This window comes from Longimicrobium sp. (assembly GCA_036389795.1).
GTDB lineage: Bacteria > Gemmatimonadota > Gemmatimonadetes > Longimicrobiales > Longimicrobiaceae > Longimicrobium.
Genome location: DASVWD010000021.1, coordinates 77,712 through 97,221 on the forward strand (window position 1 = coordinate 77,712; position 19,510 = coordinate 97,221).

The 19,510-nt window shown below is 68.5% G+C and carries 15 protein-coding genes; 7 read left to right on the plus strand and 8 right to left on the minus strand.

Annotated elements, in window-relative coordinates; all coding sequences use genetic code 11:
* Positions 1–158: 158 nt before the first annotated feature.
* From VF746_02755 to VF746_02785, 7 genes are all read left to right on the plus strand, one after another.
* Complete coding sequence (locus VF746_02755; GenBank protein ID HEX8691337.1) at positions 159–695, plus strand: hypothetical protein; 537 nt, start codon at positions 159–161, stop codon at positions 693–695.
* Positions 696–954: 259 nt separating this feature from the next.
* Positions 955–1,998, plus strand: coding sequence for a ligase-associated DNA damage response exonuclease (locus VF746_02760; protein HEX8691338.1), 1,044 nt, complete (start codon positions 955–957; stop codon positions 1,996–1,998).
* A gap of 345 nt (positions 1,999–2,343) precedes the next feature.
* Complete coding sequence (locus VF746_02765; protein HEX8691339.1) at positions 2,344–3,933, plus strand: ATP-dependent DNA ligase; 1,590 nt, start codon at positions 2,344–2,346, stop codon at positions 3,931–3,933.
* A 70-nt stretch (positions 3,934–4,003) separates the two neighbouring features.
* The gene (locus tag VF746_02770; GenBank protein ID HEX8691340.1) at positions 4,004–6,697 is read left to right on the plus strand and encodes a pentapeptide repeat-containing protein; all 2,694 of its coding nucleotides are present in this window, start codon (positions 4,004–4,006) and stop codon (positions 6,695–6,697) included.
* A gap of 112 nt (positions 6,698–6,809) precedes the next feature.
* Positions 6,810–7,616: a DUF5995 family protein gene (locus VF746_02775; GenBank protein ID HEX8691341.1), complete on the plus strand. Its 807-nt coding sequence runs from the start codon at positions 6,810–6,812 to the stop codon at positions 7,614–7,616.
* Positions 7,617–7,701: 85 nt separating this feature from the next.
* Positions 7,702–8,406 (plus strand): class I SAM-dependent methyltransferase, encoded by a 705-nt coding sequence (locus tag VF746_02780; GenBank protein HEX8691342.1) that lies wholly within the window; start codon positions 7,702–7,704, stop codon positions 8,404–8,406.
* 51 nt (positions 8,407–8,457) lie between these two features.
* Positions 8,458–9,162, plus strand: coding sequence for a class I SAM-dependent methyltransferase (locus tag VF746_02785; GenBank protein ID HEX8691343.1), 705 nt, complete (start codon positions 8,458–8,460; stop codon positions 9,160–9,162).
* Positions 9,163–9,417: 255 nt separating this feature from the next.
* Here VF746_02785 and VF746_02790 read toward each other — a convergent pair whose 3' ends face one another.
* From VF746_02790 to VF746_02825, 8 genes are all read right to left on the minus strand, one after another.
* Positions 9,418–9,999: a hypothetical protein gene (locus VF746_02790; GenBank protein ID HEX8691344.1), complete on the minus strand. Its 582-nt coding sequence runs from the start codon at positions 9,997–9,999 to the stop codon at positions 9,418–9,420.
* A complete protein-coding gene (locus tag VF746_02795) occupies positions 9,996–11,510 on the minus strand; it encodes an AMP-binding protein (protein ID HEX8691345.1) in 1,515 nt (504 codons plus the stop codon). Before VF746_02795 ends, VF746_02790 begins: the two co-directional genes overlap by 4 nt.
* A 2-nt stretch (positions 11,511–11,512) precedes the next feature.
* Positions 11,513–12,451, minus strand: coding sequence for a PHB depolymerase family esterase (locus tag VF746_02800; GenBank protein HEX8691346.1), 939 nt, complete (start codon positions 12,449–12,451; stop codon positions 11,513–11,515).
* A 206-nt stretch (positions 12,452–12,657) separates the two neighbouring features.
* The gene (locus VF746_02805; GenBank protein ID HEX8691347.1) at positions 12,658–13,677 is read right to left on the minus strand and encodes a PHB depolymerase family esterase; all 1,020 of its coding nucleotides are present in this window, start codon (positions 13,675–13,677) and stop codon (positions 12,658–12,660) included.
* A gap of 363 nt (positions 13,678–14,040) precedes the next feature.
* Positions 14,041–16,494: a TonB-dependent receptor gene (locus VF746_02810; protein ID HEX8691348.1), complete on the minus strand. Its 2,454-nt coding sequence runs from the start codon at positions 16,492–16,494 to the stop codon at positions 14,041–14,043.
* Positions 16,495–16,978: 484 nt separating this feature from the next.
* Positions 16,979–17,383, minus strand: coding sequence for a MaoC family dehydratase (locus VF746_02815; protein HEX8691349.1), 405 nt, complete (start codon positions 17,381–17,383; stop codon positions 16,979–16,981).
* A 123-nt stretch (positions 17,384–17,506) separates the two neighbouring features.
* Positions 17,507–19,012 (minus strand): hypothetical protein, encoded by a 1,506-nt coding sequence (locus tag VF746_02820; GenBank protein HEX8691350.1) that lies wholly within the window; start codon positions 19,010–19,012, stop codon positions 17,507–17,509.
* Positions 19,009–19,509, minus strand: a complete 501-nt coding sequence (locus VF746_02825) for a hypothetical protein (protein HEX8691351.1) — start codon at positions 19,507–19,509, stop codon at positions 19,009–19,011. The genes VF746_02820 and VF746_02825 overlap by 4 nt, the downstream gene beginning before the upstream one ends.
* Position 19,510 lies beyond the last annotated feature (1 nt).

The following is a 19,510-nucleotide window of genomic DNA, read 5'->3' on the forward strand; positions in this document are numbered from 1 at the left end:
CAGTTACTTATCAAGGCGCGTCGGCACCGGGAGGGCGCTAGCACGAAACTGGCGTTTGCTCCGGCGCCGTTTTTCCGGGATCAATGATCCACCCCCACACGAAGCGCTCCGCACGCCGGCGGGGCGCGTCCAGCGCAGCAAAGCCAGGGAGTCGCGAGATGTCGAAGCGTTTCGAGGTCGAGATCACCTTCAAGCAGACGGTGCGGTACGCGGTCGACGCGCCCAACCGGAAAGCGGCCGAGGAGCTGGCGCTGGAGCAGTGGAAGGAAGGCGACGAGGCCAACGCCATCGGCAGCGAGTGCTGCGACCTGGTGGGGATGAACTCCTCCGAGGTTCCCAACGGCGAAGGGTGCGCCCGCGACGCCGACAAGGCCTACCGGTACTTGCGCGACCGCGAGCTGGTGATCGAGACGCTCGACGAAGACGCCTTCAACCCCACCATCCACGACGCCGTGAGCGCCGAAGCCGTGGCGATGCACCTGGGGTGGCGCCGCAGCAAGGACCGGATGCCCGACACCGCCCGCGCCGCCCGCGCCCTCGACAACCTCTGCAGCTCCCGCCGCGTCGTCTGCTTCACCCGCCCCCGAGTCCGCGCCGGAGAGCGCGGCGAGATCCGCCTCTACTGCACACCTCAGCACCTGGAGAAGCTCTCGGCCCTCCTGGCCGCCGAAGAGCCCGCCGCCGTGGGCGTCTGATTCTTTCTTTCGGGAAGAAGATGGAGCGCGCGGGAGCCTGTCGCAGGCTTCCGCGCGCTTTCGTCATCGTAGGACGAGGCCTGCCGAATGCACCAAGACCCGCGTCCGGCCGTAGGGGCGAGCCTGCGAGTCCGAGGATAGGCGGTCCCGGCGCCAGTAGCCGCCTCTCGCGCATGGGACTGGCACCTGCCGCGCGAGGCATGCCTCGCCCCTACGGGATGACGGCGCATCCACCCCTGAACGGAGCCGATCCCGACCGATGCTGCTGCGGGTGACCGAGCGCGGGCTGTACTGCGAGGCGGGCGACTTCCACGTGGACCCGTGGCTCCCCGTGGACGCGGCGGTGATCACGCACGGCCACGGCGACCACGCGCGCTGGGGGTGCCGCCGCTACCTGGGCGCGCGCGAGGGCGAGCGCGTGCTGCGCACCCGCCTGGGCGCCGACGCCGGCATCCGCTCCGTCGACTGGGGCGAGGGCGTGGACGTGAACGGCGTGCGGATCTCGCTGCACCCGGCGGGGCACATCCTGGGTTCGGCGCAGGTGCGCGTGGAGCACCGCGGCGAGGTGTGGGTGGTCTCGGGCGACTACAAGACGGAGCCCGACCCCACCTGCACGCCCTTTGAGCCGGTGCGCTGCCACACCTTCGTCACCGAGTCCACCTTCGGCCTGCCGATCTACCGCTGGGCGCCGCAGGCCGAGGTCTTCGCGCAGATCGACGCGTGGTGGCGCGCCAACCAGGAGGCGGGGCGCGCGTCGCTCCTCTACGGCTACGCGCTGGGGAAGGCGCAGCGGCTGCTGGCGGGGGTGGACCCCTCCATCGGCCCGATCTTCGAGCACGGCGCCGTGGCCCGGCTCACGCGCGACTACCGAGAGACCGGCGTCGCGCTCCCGCCCACCGAGTACGCGGGCGCGCCGGGGCGCGGCCACGACTGGAGCCGCGCGCTGATCCTGGCGCCGCCCTCCGCGCACGGCACGCCCTGGATGCGCCGCTTCGGCGCGGTGTCGACGGCGTTCGCCTCGGGGTGGATGCGCGTGCGGGGCCAGCGCCGCCGCCGCTCGGTGGACCGCGGCTTCGTGCTCTCCGACCACGTGGACTGGCCCTCGCTGCTGGCCGCCATCGAGGCCACGGGCGCCGGGTGCGTGTGGGTGACGCACGGCTACCGCGAGCCCGTGGTGCGCTGGCTGCGCGAGCACGGCCTGGAAGCGCTCGCCGTCGCCAGCCGCTGGGAGGGGGAAGAAGACAGCAGCGACGTGGAGGTGGCGCCGGACCAAGCCGCGGTGGAGGAGGGTGGGGGCGAATGAATTCGCTGCAACAACCACACGAAGTCCGCCTGCGCGGACTCCCACGTCAAGGTCAGCGCGCCGAGCGATCTGACGAGCTGGTAATTGGCATCGCCAACTACTTGTTTCAGAGAATCGGCAACGCCGTCATTCTGAGGCCCGGCCACTCCAGGCCTGCCTCAGCTCCGACCGCCGCAGGGCCGAAGAATCTTCTCACCCTGGCGGGTGGACCGGGCGCGGCAGCGGCACAGATGCCGACGACGCTGCATCCCCGATCTCCGTTGCTCCAGCGGCCTAGAGGACTGCCGCTCCGCTGGCGAAAGTCGTCGCCGGCTGTCCCCTGTTCCCTATCCCCTGTCTCCTGACGTGAAGGCGTTCGCCGGGCTGTACGCGGCCCTCGACGAGACGACCAAGACGGGCGAGAAGGTCGACGCGCTCGCCCGCTACTTCGCGTCGGTGCCGCCGGAGGACGCGGCGTGGGCGGTGCACTTCCTGATCGGGCGGCGGCCGAAGCGGCTGGTGGGCGGGCGCAAGCTGGCCGTGTGGGCGATGGAGGCCACGGGGGTGCCGGAGTGGCTCTTCGGCGAGTGCTACGAGGCGGTGGGCGACCTGGCGGAGGCGATCTCGCTGCTGCTGCCCCCCTCCGGCGCCTCCAGCGACCTGCCGCTGCGCGAGTGGGTGGCGCGCCTGCTGTCGCTGCGCGGGGAGGACGAGGAGACGCAGCGGCGCGAGGTGCTCGGCGCCTGGGCCGAGCTGGACGGGCCGCAGGCGTACGTCTGGAACAAGCTGATCACCGGCAGCTTCCGCGTGGGCGTCTCGCAGAACCTGGTGGTGCGCGCCCTGGCCCGGGTGAGCGGGGTGGACGAGGCGGCGATCGCGCACCGGCTGATGGGCGCGTGGGAGCCCGGCCCCGAGTTCTTCGCCCGCCTGCTGAGCGCCGAGACGCGGGACGCCGACGTGAGCCGGCCCTACCCCTTCTTCCTGGCCTACCCGCTGGAGGAGGAGCCGGACGCGCTCGGCGACGCGCGCGAGTGGCAGGTGGAGTGGAAGTGGGACGGCATCCGCGCGCAGGTGATCCGCCGCGCGGGCTCCACCTTCGTCTGGTCGCGCGGCGAGGAGCTGATCACCGAGCGCTTCCCCGAGCTGGCGGCCGCGGCCTCGCTGCTGCCGGACGGCACCGTGCTGGACGGCGAGGTCATGCCCTGGCGCGAGGGCCGGCCGCTCCCCTTCGCGCAGCTGCAGCGGCGCATCGGGCGCAAGGTGCTGGGGCCGAAGATCCTGGCCGAGGTCCCCGTGGTCCTCCTCGCCTACGACCTGCTGGAGTGGGTCGGCGAGGACGTGCGCGAGCGGCCGCTCGCCTGGCGCCGCGCGCGGCTGGAGGAGCTGCTCGCGCGCGTGCCGACGGCGGGGCGCTTCCTCCCCTCGCCGGTGGTGGAGGCGGGCGACTGGGACGCGGTGCGCGAGGCCTACCGCGGCGCGCGGGCCGTGCAGGCCGAGGGGCTGATGCTCAAGCGGCTGGAGTCGCCGTACCGGGTGGGGCGGCGGCGGGGGGACTGGTGGAAGTGGAAGGTGGAGCCGTTCAGCGTGGACGCGGTGCTGATCTACGCGCAGCGCGGCCACGGCCGGCGCGCCTCGCTCTACACCGACTACACCTTCGCCGTGTGGAAGGACGGCGAGCTGGTCCCCTTCGCCAAGGCGTACAGCGGCCTCACCGACGAGGAGATCCGCCGCGTGGACTCGTTCGTCCGCCGCAACACCGTCCAGCGCTTCGGCCCCGTGCGCGCCGTGAAGCCGGAGCTGGTGTTCGAGCTGGGCTTCGAGGGCATCCAGCGCTCCCCCCGCCACCGCTCGGGCGTGGCCGTGCGCTTCCCCCGCATGCTCCGCTGGCGCACTGACAAGAAGCCGGAGGACGCGGATTCGCTCGAGACCATCCTGACGATGCTGGAGGTGTCGTGACGGGTGGCGTTTGTAGAAATCGCTGCTTAACATTTCTGAAACGGTTCACTTCGAAGAATCCAAAGGCCTCATGAAGAATCCAGACAAAGTTTTGCAGGGTCGCCTCGATAACCAAGCGGGGATTTCCTTCGAAGAGAGGGTGGCCGAAGTTTACCGGCTACTGAATTACGAGGTTGAGCACGGAAGACTGTTCTCTGGAAGACAGATCGATCTGTTCCTTACAGGTCGCTTCGGCGACCTAACGGTGCACCGCGCTATAGAATGCAAATTAGGTGAGGTAAAAGCGGATCACATCGACGCCTTTTCGACTCGGCTTAGGCTCGTGCGCCGCGATTATCCGGCAGCACAAGGCACTATCGTTAGCGGAGCTTCTTTCACTGATGCCGTTGCTGCACATGCCGCAGCTGAGGGAATTCAATTAACCCTCTTTAAGGACTTAGCCGCACAATTGATTGATGGCTACGCATACGCTAACAACTTAATCAGAGAGTGCGAAGCGAATCGACAATATCCAATGGAGCTGTACATAGAGCCTCATATCGGAACCGCGATTGACGGTGAGGCGCAAGCTAGCTGGACTGTAATCAACGAATGGTTGAAAGATAGTGAATGGAATCAGCTTACGTTACTAGGGGATGTCGGAACCGGGAAGTCCTTCCTAACGAGAATGACCGCCTACCGGTTGGCCAAGGCATTTCTGGAAAGTCCATTTGAAAATCCATTACCAGTGTTGATCGATTTACGAAATGCGGATCGGCAGTTTAGTCTCGAAGGACTCATCGTAACGCATTTATTTAACTGTGGTCTTCCAAGAGTGTCTTTTGAAATTTTTCTTCATTCTTTATCCCAAGGTAATATCGTCTTGCTGCTTGATGGGTTTGATGAGATGGCAGCCCGGGTAACACCCAACGTTACACAACGGAACTTCCATGAACTAGCACGGTGCGTGAAGAACAGAGCTAAAGTAATGCTGACTTGTCGCACGCATTACTTCAAAAGCAGGACCGAAGAGGAAGAAGTTATACTAGGCGGAGGCCAACGATACGGATCCGACTTGGCACGCGATCTCTATTGGGATCTAATTGCCAGAAAAGGCTTCAAAATTGCTTATCTTCGGCCCTTTACAGTCTCGCAAATTGAGGAATACGTGTTGCGTGCGCGTCCGAAAACCGGTCGCGAAGCACTCCGAAAGATCAGAGAGACATATAATCTTATGGAACTCTCTCACCGACCCATGCTACTCGAAATGATTGTCAAGTCCATTGAATCGCTCCAAAGTTCGGAAATCAATGCCGCTACGCTCTATGCAGTCTACACCGATGCCTGGGTCCATCGAGATCAGTGGCGCGACGTGCTCTCACCAACGGCCAAGCTCTCGTTCCTGACGGAACTTGCAATTAGACTATGGGATCAGGACGCACGAGTAGTTCATTATACACAACTCGGCGAGTATCTGAGAATTGTTTTTGGTTCCGAAATAGAGAATATGCAGCAATTCGTTGAAATCGATAACGAAATTCGGACTGCCAGCTTCCTGACAAGGGAGGAGACAGGAAATTATGGTTTTGCCCATAAATCCTATATGGAGTATTTTGTTGCCCGAGATGTTGCCGCTAAGTTAAACCACAGCGAAATAGATGCTGCTCTTTTCATGCGACTTCTCTCGCCAGAAATCATAGGGTTTTTAGCTCACATGCTCAAATTAGACGAGGTTGAGGAACTTCTGTCTTGGGTAGTAACGTATGGTTACTCTCCCCGCGTTTCTGAGAACGCTCTTCTTCTTCTATATGGGCTTAAACGTCACGAAATGCTAAATGGGATTGTAGCCGATGAACGTGACGCAGATCAGCCAATAATTGAGCTACCACATCTCATGAACTTGGGGGGAGCTCGTCTAGACCACGTTTCACTTGAGGGCGCTAGCATGTACGGAGTTAACCTGATAAATGCGTCGCTAACACACGCCATCCTAGATGGAGGAAAGTTGATTCACGCAAACCTCAATGGCGCGAATTGCACTAAGGGCTCATTCCGTGACGTTGATTTCACAAATAGCAGTCTCCGGAAGGCTCGGTTTGAACAAGCTGATCTTCATTATGCGGTTTTAGCAGCCTGTGATTTGCAAAAATGCGACTTTACTGAAGCGATTCTCTCTGGTGCAAACATGGATGGCGCGTTGACCAATGATGCTGTCTTTTTAGGAACGTTATGGGCACCTGCTGGCTCAGGCGCTGATGATGAAACCAATATGCTGGCTCAATTCTATGGATGGATATACAGTCACCAGTTGCTCTTTGTTAAAATAGTGCGCCGTAGCGGAACCACACCAGGATATAAGACTGCGGATGATGTTATCTCTGAAACCGCTGTTTCGCTGGCTGCGTCGCGTCTTCTTCCTCAAATCATGTCGATGGACGATGTCCAACGTACGCGATTTTTCTCTCAAGAGTTGCGACGGATGACACGGGCTCAAGGTGCTCAGACGTCGGACATTTCTCTTGATCAGTTTGATGATGAGGAGCTCGGCTATTCCTTTGACCCAGAGACGGAAGAAGAAACAGCAGTTATGCTGGACGAGGAAGTCGAAAGAGTATCCCAGATCGCCTCGAGGATTCTCGCCCCACAGACGTGGCGCATTCTCCAGTCAAGATTCGTGTTGGGGGATTCCATCTCAAACATTGCAAAACAGGAGGGTATTTCTGCCCGCACTGTTCAACGGCATATCACCAAAGGCCGCGAGCTGTTGCGTGCAGAATTGAAATAAACGCTATGACCAGATTACTTCGCACACTGTGGCTGTCTACCTTGCGCTTCGGTTCGCCATCTGCTATCCGTACATGGTACTGTTTTGCAAGTCAATACATTGGAGTCCAGAAATGCTTTGCACCATCGACGAAGTGATCGCCCGGCTAGAGGCGATCATCGAGCAGAGCATCGCGACCAGCGACCGCAAGGGGTACTTCGCGGCGCTGTACAACCGCGTCACGCTGGCCGTGCGCGAAGGCATCCGGAAGGGCGAGTTCGACGACGGGCCGCGCATGGAGCGGCTGGACGTGGAATTCGCCAACCGCTACCTCGCCGCGTACGATGCGTACCAGGCGGGGCAGCTCCCCAGCCGCTCGTGGCTCAAGGCGTTCACGGCGGCGCTCAATCCCGACTACGTCGTCCTGCAGCACCTGCTGATCGGGATGAACGCGCACATCGGGCTGGACCTTGGGATCGCCGCCGCGCGCATCGCGCCGGGGGCCGAGCTGGCCGGGCTTGAGGGCGACTTCGACAGGATCAACGCCGTCCTGGCCGCGCTCACGCCCGTGGTGGAGCAGGAGATCGACGAGATCTCGCCCGAGTTCAAGGAGCTCTCGAGCCTCACGCCGAAGCTGGACCTGAAGCTGGTGGGCTTCGGGATGGACGACGCGCGCACCGCGGCGTGGAGCTTCGCCGAGGCGCTGGCGCCGCTCGCACCCGCGCGGCAGCTGCCGCTCATGGCCTGCCGCGACGACGAGGTGGCGCTGCTGGGCGACGCCGTCCTGAACGACGGGCTCGTCGTCCGGCTGATCCGCGCGAAGGAGAGCACCGACGTGGCCGAGAACATCCGCGCGCTGGCGCAGGGCGAATTCACGGTCGCCGTCCCCGCCATCGTCACCCCCCCGGCCCCGGCGGCGGTTCCCGCGCCCGCATCCTGACGCGCCCGCGAGGGCAGCGCTCACGGGGGCCGCGGGACGCACCGCGGCCCCCTTCTCTTTTCACCCCTGTCACGACGTGCGAGCGATGTTCAGCGAGACCGCCGACCTGTACGACATCATCTATGCGTTCAAGGACTACGCGGCCGAAGCCGGGCGCGTGCGGGAGCTGGTGGTGCGCGCTGGCGGCCCTGGGTCGGGGACGCTGCTGGACGTGGCCTGCGGGACGGGCGGGCACGTCGGCGCTCTGCGGGCGCACTACCGCGTGGAGGGGCTGGACCTGGACGAGGGGCTGCTCGCCGTCGCGCGGCGCAAGCACCCGGACGTGGTCTTCCACCACGGCGACATGCGCACCTTCGACCTGGGGCGGCGCTTCGACGTGGTCACCTGCCTCTTCAGCTCCATCGGCTACACGCGCACGGAGGACGGGATGCGCGCGGCCACGGCGAGCCTGGCGCGGCACCTCCGCCCGGGCGGCGCGCTGGTGGTCGAGCCCTGGTTCGCGCCCGGCCAGTTCTTCCCCGGCAGGGTCCACATGATCGCGGTGGAACAGCCGGAGCTGAAGGTGGTGCGCATGAACCGGAGCGAGATCGTGGACGGCGTCTCGGTGCTGGACTTCCACTACCTGATCGGCACGCCGGGCGAGATCCGCCGTGCGCACGAGCGTCACGAGATCGGGCTCTTCACGCACGAGCAGACGTTGGCCGCGCTGGAGGAGTGCGGGTTGCGCGTGGAGCACGATCCGGAGGGGCTGACCGGGCGGGGGGTGTACGTGGGGATTCTGGCGGGGTGAAGAGCCAGCCTACGAGGCGGGCCGGTGGATCCCATCACCAGGGGGCGAACGATGTTCAGTGAAACCGCCGAGCTGTACGACATCATCTATTCGTTCAAGGACTACGCGGCCGAGGCCGAGCGCGTGCGGGAGCTGGTCGTGCGCGCGGGCGGCCCCGGCGCGGGGGCGCTGCTGGACGTGGCCTGCGGAACGGGCGGGCACGTCGGCGGCCTGCGGGCGCACTACCGCGTGGAGGGGCTGGACCTGGACGAGGGGCTGCTCGCCGTCGCCCGGCGCAAGCACCCGGACGCCGCCTTCCACCACGGCGACATGCGCACCTTCGACCTGGGGCGGCGCTTCGACGTGGTCGCCTGCCTGGGCAGCTCGATCGGCTACACGCGTACGGAAGGCGGGATGCGCGCGGCCGTGGGGAACCTGGCGCGGCACGTCCGGCCGGGCGGCGCACTGGCCGTCGAGCCGTGGTTCGGGCCGGGCGTGTTCATCCCCGGAAGAGTCCACATGCTCACGGTCGACCAGCCCGAGCTGAAGATCGTGCGAATGAACCGGACCCAGGTCGTAGATGGGGTCTCGGTGCTGGACTTCCACTACCTGGTCGGCACCCCGGACGAGATCCGCCGCGCCGAGGAGCGCCACGAGCTGGGTCTCTTCACGCACGAGCAGCTGACGGCCGCGCTGGAGGATTGCGGCCTGCGCGTGGAGTACGATGCGGAGGGGCCGAGGGGGCGGGGTCTGTACGTGGGGGTTCTGGCGGGGTGAAGGGGTTTACAGGCTTACAAACTCAATTTGTCATCCTGAGGAGCCGCCGCGCGGAATCAGCGGAATGGGCGAATGTCGGAGCGGCGACGAAGGATCTACGGGCCGGGTTCGAGCGTAAGTCAGGCAGACGCGCGAGTCCCCGCCCGCAGATCCTTCGGGCGCACAACCTGTTGCGCAATCGCAAGTCAGGTGCATGCGCCCTCAGGATGACATCTTTCTTCCATTCACATCAATGGTTGGCTGGGCCAACCACACTTACCCCTGCGGCTGCTCCCAGCGCAGCTCCCACTCGCAGAAGGCGTCGCCCTCGACGGAGCAGCGGACGTGGCGCACGGAGGGGCGCACGCCGCCGGCCAGCTCGATGGCGCGCAGCAGGCCGCCCGTCTGCCGGCGGCAGAAGACGGGGTCGCCGGGGAAGCCCACCAGGCGCAGCACGGCGCGCCCCGCCTCCTCCTCCACCACCTCCATGTTCCCCGGCCGGTAGTAGAGCTGGAAGAGGGAGACCGGCTGGGTGAGGAACTCCAGCGGCTCCTTCTTGAGCAGGATGCCGCGGTACATCTCCACGCCCCCGGACTGGATGGAGAAGGCGCCCGAGCGCTCCGGCCAGCGCGGGTCGCGCTCGCCGACCACCTCCTCCACCGCGTCCCACAGCGCGCGCAGCAGCTCGATCGGCACCTCGTCGGTGGGCGCGGCGGCCTCCACGCGGGCGCGCTCGGCCTCGCCCAGGCGCGACAGCACCTCGCGGGCGGTGGCGGCGTCGAACTCGGCCTCGACGAAGCGCAGGGTGGAGCGCAGCGTGGAGCCCTTGGCGTGCGGGGCGGCGACGGCGGCGCTCACGGGGCGGCCTCCTGCAGGGCGCGGCGGTCCGGCTTCCCCGAGCCCAGGCGCGGGATCTCGGGGAGGAAGACCACCTGCTTCGGCACCTTGTACCCCGCCAGCCGCGAGCGCGCGTGCGCGATCAGCTCCGCCTCGCTCGGCGCCGCCTCGCCGCGGGGGACCACGAAGGCGCGCCCCACCTCGCCCCAGCGCTCGTCGCGCACGCCGACCACCACCACCTCGGCCACGCCGGGGCAGTCCGCCAGCGCCGCCTCCACCTCGCCGGGGAAGACGTTCTCGCCGCCGGAGATGAACATCTCCTTGCGCCGCCCGCAGATGGTGAACACGCCGTCCTCGTCGCGCCGCGCCAGGTCGCCCGTGCGCAGCCATCCATCGCCCGTGAACACCTCGGCCGTCCGCTCGGGACTGCGCAGGTAGCCGGCGAAGACCTGCGGGCCGCGCAGCAGCAGCTCGCCCGGCTCGCCGGGGGCCGCCTCGCCGCCGTCCGCCGCCTCCAGGCGCATCTCCAGCATCGGCACCGGCCAGCCGACGCTCCCCGGCCGCCGGAGCGCCTCCTGGTCGGAGATGGCGAAGCAGTTGGGGCCGCACTCGGTGAGCCCGTACCCCTCGCGGAAGCGGTAGCCGGCCGCGCGCACCTTCGCCGCGAGCGACCGAGGGCATGGCGCGCCGCCGGAGATGAAGAAGCGAAGGCTCGGCAGCGCCCGCCCCCAGCGCGGGCTCTCGGTGAGCATCAGCAGCATGGTGGGGACGGTGAGCGCCACCGTGATCCCCTCCTCGGCCACCGCGTCCAGGTACCCGTCGGCGTCGAAGGCGTCGAAGAGTACGATGGTGCCGCCGCGGTGCCAGAGCGGGGTGGCGAACACGTTCCACCCGCCCGTGTGGAAGAACGGGGTGGAGACGGGCGCCACGTCCGCCGGCCCCAGCTCCCACGCGGTCGTGGTCGCCACGGCGTTGTAGAAGAGCTGCCGGTGCGGGAGGACGGCGCCCTTGGGCTTCCCCGTGCTCCCGGAGGTGTAGAGGACGAGCGCCGCATCCTCCGGCCCCACCTCGACGTCCGGCGCGGAGGGGCCGCCGCGGGCCAGCAGGGCGGGGACGTCCAGGTCCAGGTCGATCCAGGGCGGCGCCTCGTCCGCTCCCCGAAGCGCGTCCTCCGCCCGCGCGCGGAAGCGCTCCTCGCCGAGGACGACCGCCGGGCGCGCGTCGGCCAGGATCGGCGCGAGCTCCGCCGCCGCCAGCCGCCAGTTGAGCGGCAGCAGCGCCGCGCCGAGCCGACCGCAGGCGAAGAAGACCTCCACCACCTCGCGGCGGTTGCCGGCCAGCACCGCCACCAGGTCGCCGCGGCCGATGCCGAGCGCGCGCAGCACGGCGGCCCAGCGGTCGGCGCCGGCGTCCAGCTCGGCGTAGGTGAGCCGTCCGCCGCGCGACCGGTCGACCAGCGCGCAGCGGTCCGGCGCGATGCGGCGCCAGAAGCGCAGCGGGTCGGGGCGGCGGGGGAAGACGGGGGCGCTCATCGTCAGCGCGAGTGCCGCAGGAGGAAGTCGAGGATCAGGCGCGTGGCGTCGGGGCCCTTCGCGTCGGTGAAGGTGCCCTCGGGCGAGCCGCCGGACCAGGCGTGCCCGAGCCCCTTCACGAGCACCAGGTCCAGCATTGTGTTCCCCTCCCCGTCGTCGAACCAGCGGCGCTCGACCTCGTAGCCTCCCGCGGTGCCGCTCTCCAGGTGCGGGCCCTTCAGGTCGGCCACGATGGCGAACTGGTGCGCGAGCTGCTCGGCGTTGAAGGGGCTGACGACGGGGTCCGCGCCGCCGTGGATCACGATGAGCGGCAGGTCGCGCCGGCCGAGCGCCGTCCGCAGCGCTTCCGTCAGCCGGTCGACCCCGGATGGCCCGGACCGCATCACGCCGAGCGCGTCCGCGACGCTCGACGCGGCGCGATAGGCGATGCCGGAGTGCGCGCCGGCGGCCGCGTAGAGCTCCGGGTACGCGGCGGCGGTGTTGACCGCCATCGCCGCGCCCGCGGAGACGCCGGCGATGTAGACGCGCGCGGGGTCGGCGTTGTATCGGGCGATCACCTCGCGCGTGATGGCGGCGATGATGGCCGGCTCGCCGCCGCGGCCCTGGTGGGCGGGGTCGTACCACGTCCAGCACTTCTGCGGCTGGTGCGTCCCGGTCTGCTCGGGCCAGGCCACCAGCACCCCCGCCGCGGCCGCCGCCTGGTTGAAGCGGGTGCCGCGCGCGAAGTCGTCGGGGTCCTGCGTGCATCCGTGCAGCATCACCACCAGCGGCGCGGGCTTCGACGCGTCGCGGCCGGCGGGGACGAAGAGCTTGTAGCGGCGCGTTCCCTCGGCGCCGGAGTACGTCGCCCACTCAAAGGTGCCGTCCTGCGCGGCGGCGGGCGCGGCTGCGTTGGTCAGCGTCACGGCCAGTGCGGTGGTCAGGAGTGCGGCTCGGGTCATCGTCCTCTCATTCGACTGCTGTATGGCCTCGGCGCGGGGGCCCTCACCCGGCGCCGCTACCGCGTCGCCACCCTCTCCCAACTCCGGGAGAGGGTACTTTGCGGGGTCTGGCGCCGGGAGCACCCCACCAGCGAGGGCGAGTAGATCCCTCGGGTCGCTGCCGCGCCCCTCGGGACGACATCGGCTTGGCGCGGGACCTCGCATCTTCAGAATCCGAAGAAGTCGACGATGAGCTGGCTGGCGTCGGGGGCGCAGGCGTCGGTGTAGCTGCCGGCGCTGCTGCCGCCCGGCCAGCGGTGGCCCAGGCCGCTGACGATGTACTTGCGCACCACCGTCTGCGCGTTCGCGCTGTTGCGGTAGTCGTACTGCGTGTACGAGCGGCAAGCGGTGCCGCTCACCGTCGCGTCGGCCGTGTTGTCGACGTTGCCGTTGTCGGCGCCGTCGGAGGCCAGGTCGAGCGTCTGCGTCCACTGCTGCGCGGTCTGGTGCGCGTTGACCACGTTCACCGTGCCGTCGGAGCCGCCGTGGACGACCAGCGCGGGGATCACCCGCCGCCCGCCCGTGGCCATGGCGTTCCAGCAGTCCGTCCCCCGCGTGTTGGGGTCGTAGGCGCTCCCGCTCATCATCGCCGAGGTGCCGCCGCCCGCGGTGGTGGCGGCCTTGTACATCACGCCCGCGACCTCGGCCAGCCTGCGCACCCGGTCCGGGTAGGTGCAGGCCATGATGGTGGCCATCGCCGCGCCCGCCGAGAAGCCGGCCACGCCCACGCGGTTGGAGTCGACCAGGTAGTTCGCCTTCACCCAGTCGATCATCCCCGCGATCACGTACGGCTCGCCGCTCCCCCGGGCCTGGTTGGAGGTGTAGAACCAGTTCCAGCAGTCCGAGGCGTTGTAGGCGGTCCCCTGCTCGGGGTACAGCACGATGAAGCCCCGCGCCTCGGCGAAGTCGTTCATCCGCGTCCCCGCCGCGAAGTCGTAGCCGTCCTGCAGGCAGCCGTGCAGCATCACCATCAGCGGCCGGGCGCTGGCGCCGGTGTACGTCGAGGGGACGTAGACGCGGTAGTAGCGCGCGCCGTACACGCTGTTGTAGACGCCGTCGATCCAGGTGCCCGCCGCGGCCAGCACGGCGCGCGCCGGGGCCTGGGGCGCGGCGGCGGTCGGCGCGTCACGGCCGCAGGCGGCCAGCGGGGCGAGCGTGGCGAGGAGCAGGACGGCGGGACGGCGCATCGCGAACTCCGGGCTCGTGCGTGGACGGTGGATCCCGCGCGGCCCGCGGGTGGCCCTCACCCGGCGCCGCTACCGCGTCGCCACCCTCTCCCAACTTCGGGAGAGGGTACTTCACGACTGCTCAGATCGTCTCATCAAAGTGCCGAATGATCGTGACCCGCTCCCGGACCGGCTTGCGATTGTCACCCGCGCGATTCACGTAAAGTCTACCCTCTCCCAGACCTGGGAGAGGGTTGCCGCCCTAAGGCGGCGGGTGAGGGCCCCCGCGGCCGCACCGGCATTCGCCCCTCCGCGACCAGGTCCCCGGTGAAGACGGCGGGGCGCCGGCAGACCTCGCCGGCACCCCGCCCTCCGACCGCCGCGCTACCTGGTGTCGTAGCGCATCCCGAGGAAGATCATGGTGCCGATGCGCGGCATGTTGATCATCTCGGTGTGCTTCACCCCGAAGCCGCACCCCGAGGTGTCGCCGAACGTGTTGTCCCGCGCGCGGCAGGTGAACAGGTTGGCCACGCCCAGGTTGATCTGCGAGCGCAGGTTCGGGAGCCGGTAGCCCACGTTCACGTCCACCGTGGAGAAGGTGGGGATCGTCCCCTTGTTGATCCCCGAGTTGAAGCGGTAGCCGATCACGTGGCGCATCGTGAGCCCGCCCAGCCAGTTCCCCATGTCGCGGGCGTTGACGCCCACCGAGAACTTGGTGACCGGCGAGTTGATGGCCGTGGCCTCCACCTCGCCCGGGACGTTGGTGTTCACGCCCGTGATCTCGTCCACCTTCAGCAGGCTGAGCGTGACCGTGGCGTCCAGCCGCGGCGAGAACACGTAGCTGGCCGCCAGGTCGGTGCCGTAGATGGTGGCCTCGCCCAGGTTGAAGTAGGTGAGCACCACCTGCGGCTGCCCGCTCTCGCTGGTCACCGGCAGCCCGTCGGGCCCGTACGCCGTGGTGGCGGCGGCGCCGGCCAGCGGGTTGGCGATCACGGTGAGCGGGCTCATGAAGTGCTCGTAGCGCGAGTAGTACACGGCCGCGTCCACGAACAGGCGCTGCTGCACGAGCCCCTTGTAGCCCAGCTCGAAGGTCTGGTTCTCCTCGGGCACCAGCGGCTCGTAGGTGCGCACCGGGTTGCCGGCGGCGTTCCTCACCTCGAAGCCGTCGCGGTTGCCGAACACGCCGATGAAGGGCGAGAAGTTCGGGATGTAGAAGTTGGTCTGCAGCGTGGAGGGCGACTTGAACGCCCGGTTGTAGAAGAAGCGCAGCGTCTGCCCCGGCACCGGCGTGAACAGGAAGCCGGCCTTGGGGCTGAACTGCGGGTCGTAGTTCTCGTGGTCGTCGTAGCGGCCGGCCAGGAGCAGGCGGAACTGCGGCGCCAGCGGGATCTCGGCCTGCCCGTACACGCCCCACTGGTCGATCTCCAGGTCCTCGCCGGTCAGCCGGTCGGTGAGCCACTCGCGCTCGCTGCTCACCACGTCGTGCCGGTACTGCGCGCCCCAGGTGAACTGCGTGTTCAGCAGCGGGCGCAGGCGGAAGTTGTTCTGGAACTCGGCCGCGTAGAGCTGCCCGTTGCTGGGCCAGTCGGAGAGCTGCCGCACCGCCTCGTCGTCGAGGGCGGCGTTGGCCGGGGCCACGCGGGCCAGCGTGTAGCGGTTCACCGCGTAGCTGTCGCCCGCGTCGCTCTCGGTGCGGTAGACGCTGGCGTAGAAGTTGGGGAAGGTGGCGCGCAGCTGGGCCACGTTGTAGGTCCAGTCGACCAGCTGGTTGCGCCCCACGTTGGTCTGGCCCACGCCGTTGCTGCGGCTCCACCCGCCGGTGAGCTCGATCTGCCCCTCGCCCAGGTAGCGGACGATGCCGCCGTACCCGCGGATGACGTCGCTCTCCCAGTTGAGCCCGGCGGTGTCGCCCACCGTGCGCTCCCACGGGCTGGTGACGGCCGCGGTGGCGCGGATGCGGTTCTCCCAGTCGTCGAAGCGGTTGTACTCGCCGGACAGCTTGTAGCCCCAGCCGCCAGCCACGCCCGCGTGGCGGAACTGCACGTCGGCGTACTGCCGGTTGCCGCCCGTCACCTCCACCGTGGTGCCGGGGTACTCGCGCGGGTCCTTGGACTGCAGCGTGAGCACGCCGTTGGAGGCGTCGGCGCCGTAGAGCGCCGAGCCGGGGCCCACGATCACCTCGATCCCCGCCAGGTCCACCTTGGGGATCGGGGAGAAGGCGCCCACCGGGAGCCCGTTCTCGGGGAGGACGGCGATGCGGCCGTCCTCGAGCATGAGCATCCGGTTGTTGAAGCTGGAGTTGAAGCCGCGGGCGTTGATGGCCACGGCCGTCATCCCCACCTGCACGTAGTCGAGCCCGTTGGCCTGCTTGAGGGCGCCGACGAACGAGTTGCCGGCCACGTTCTCCAGCACCTGCGGCCCGATGCGGGTGACGGTGGCGGGCGCCTCGGACTGCCGCTCGGCGCGGCGCGAGGCCGAGACCACCATGGCGTCGAGCTCCACGGGCGCCTCGTCGAGGGCCACGGCCACCAGCGTCTCCTCGCCGGCGCGCACGGTGACCTCCTGCGACTTCGCCAGGAAGCCCGCGCGCGACACGCGGAGCTGGTGGGTGCCCGCCGGCACGCCGGTCAAAGTGAACTGGCCCAGCGAGTTGGTGCTGGTGAGGAGCCGAGTGCCCGTCACCGTCACCTGGGCCGCGCGGATGGCGTCGCCGTCGGGGGCGGAGACGGTCCCCCGCACGGTGCCGGTCTGCGCCGCGGCCAGCGCCGGGCACAGCGCCAGCACGGCGGCCGCGAGGAGGGTGCGCCACGGTCGGCGCGGGGTGCCGCTGCTCTTCATGGAAGGATCTCCATGTTGTGGGGACTCTCTGTGCGGGCGCGGATCCGCCCGCACGGTTGGACTGCCCTCGGCGGTCCTTTCAATCGGCGACCGCCCTTCCACTTCACCCGATCTATCTCCCGACCCGCCGCCCGCTCGCGATCCGCGGGCGGAACCACCTCGACGTCGTCCCACAAGGCTGTCATCCTGAGGGCGCTGCACCGGACCTTGCGACAGCACGTAAGTCGATGCGCCCGAAGGATCTGCGGGTGGGGATCGCACGTCTGTCGGCCTCACGCTCGCACCCGGCCCGCAGATCCTTCGTCGCCGCCGGTCTTCCGCTCATTCCGCCGGTCCGGCGCGGCGGCTCCTCAGGATGACAGCGTTGGGTATCGCTGGAGACTTGCGTCTCTCGCCTCTCGATCCGACCCCGTGCGCCGATCCCGGCCCTGCGACCTCCCGGCACGGGGGAGGTGGCGACGCGGTAGCGGCGCCGGAGGGGGCGTCACGGCACCATCACCAGCGCCTCGCCCTCGATCACCGTCTCGCCGCGCTGGTTGGCGACGGTGGTGGCCAGGCGCACGCGGCGCCTGGCGGCGATCACCTCGAGGACCTCCACGCGCGCCGTCACGGTGTCGCCGATGCGCACGGGGCGGGTGAAGCGCAGGCTCTGCGAGAGGTAGATGGTGCCGGGGCCGGGGAGCTTCATCGCCAGCACGGTGGAGATGAAGCCGGCCGAGAGCATCCCGTGCGCGATCCGCCCGCCGAACCTCCCCGCCTCGGCCTGGGCGGCGTCGACGTGCGCGGGGTTGAAGTCGCCCGTGATCCCGGCGTAGAGCACCACGTCGGTCTCCGTCACCGTCTTGCTGAACTCGGCCGCCTGCCCGGCGGCGATCTCCTCGAAGCGCATCGACTTCAGTGCCCAGTGCCCAGTCCCAAGTGCCCAGTGGCTCCGTGCGTGCCCAGGGGTATCGTGCTCCGTCGACCGGTGCCGTTCCTGGGCACTGGGCACTGGGCACTGGGCACTTTCGGTTCAAACACTCATCACCAGCCGCACGTCCGCATCGATCTCCTCCCCCGCGCGCCGCCGCGTGAGCCAGGAGACGCCGAAGAAGACCAGGATCGCCAGGACGAGCGAGAGGCCGGAGACGGTGACGCCGGTGGGGAACGCGTAGACCTTGAAGTAGGCCAGCGTCTCGAACAGGAGCGTCACCACGATGCCGACGGAGATGGAGGCGACCGCACCCTCCTTCGTCGCCCCCTCCCAGTTGAGGCCGATCGCCAGCGCGGGGACGAGCGTGGAGGCGAAGAGCCCCCAGCCGAAGATCCCCAGGAACGCCACCAGCGCCCCCGGCAGCAGCGCCAGCGCCGCCGCGGCGACCGAGATCGCCACCGTGGAGATGCGGCCCCAGAGCAGCTCGTTCTTCACGCGCCGGCCGAGCGCCACGGGGATGTCGTGCGTGATCGCGGCCGCGCCGATGTTCATGAAGCTGTTGACGGTGCTCATGATGGCCGCCGCCACGCCGGAGAAGACGAGCGCCGCCAGCAGCACCGGGGTGAAGCGCAGCAGGAACGCCGGGGTGGCGTCGTCGGGGCTCGCCAGCGGCGCCATGCGGCCCTCCACCACCAGCGCCTTCACCGCCACGCCCACGCCGAAGTACAGCAGCATGGTGACGAGGAGGGCCAGCGTGACCAGCAGCGGGTACCACTTGAGCCGCCGCGGGTCCTTGAGCATGTAGAACTTGTGGATCACGTGCGGCTGGCCCATCGAGCCCACGCCGAACACGAAGAAGAGCGAGAGCGCGGCCACGGGCCCCATCGCCCCGAACGGCCCCAGGAAGGTCCGGTCGGCGGCCATGATGGTGCGGCTGATCCCGCCCATCCCCCCGCCCACCTTCAGCGTGTAGAGGAAGACCAGGACCGAGGCCAGCGCCATCAGGCTCCCCTGGAACATGTCCGTGTACACGCCCGCCAGGATGCCGCCGGCCACCGAGTACGCCAGCACGATCGCCATCCCCACCCACACGCCCACGGCCAGCCCGGTGCCGAAGATGGCGTCGATCACCAGCCCCAGCGCCAGGATGTTCGTCGCCATGTAGCCGATCACGGCGATGATGATCGCCACCGCCGAGAGCCCCTGCGCGGCGGGCGAGCGGTAGCGCGCGCCGATGGCGTCGGGGACGGTGATGAGGCCGCGCACCTCGTGCAGCAGCCGCATCCGCTTGGCGAGCACCCACGACGTCATCGAGGCCGTGACCGCCGCGGGGAGGAGGAGGAACATCGCCCCCAGCCCGGTGCGGTAGACCAGCCCGGGCCCGCCGATGAAGGCGAAGCCGCTGAGCGTGGCGCTCATCGCCGCCAGCGTCAGCGCCCAGAGCCCGATCCCCTCGCCGGCCACGAAGAAGTCGCTGGCCGTCCTCGTCCGCCGCGTGGCCCAGGCGCCGATCGCCCCCACCACGGCGAAGTAGGCGACGGCGACGGCGATGATGGTGGGCTGCGCCAGGCGCGGCATCTCGCCTGTCTGCAGGAGGACGGTCATACCTCCACCTCCTCGGCGACGGCGGGCGGGGGGGCGGCGCCGGCGGGGGCGGCGGCCGGGCGCAGCTCGCGGGCGGCGCGGCGGACCCGCTCCAGGTCTTCCTCGGAGAGCGTCATCTCGTCGAAGGTCAGCGCGTAGGCCACGGGGAGCACCAGGAGCGGCAGCAGCCCGATCCCCAGCAGGACGATCGCCGCGCGCAGCGGCAGCCCCAGGAAGAGCGGCGCGCCCGGCGCCTCGGGCGGCAGGGCCAGCACGGCGCAGAAGCCGCCCGCCAGCACCAGGAAGGTGAAGGCGAACGGGAGCTTGAGGCGGCCGATCCCCCCGCCGCGCCGGGCCGCGCCGAGCGCCATGGAGGCGACCATCACGACGGCGGTGCCGATCCCCATCGCCCAGGGCGACCACTCGGGCGGGTCGCCGGGGAGGAAGGCGGAGCCGTACGCCGCCGCGATGGCGAGCGTGCCGGCCAGGAGGGCGAGGAGGGCGCTGCGTCGTGCCATC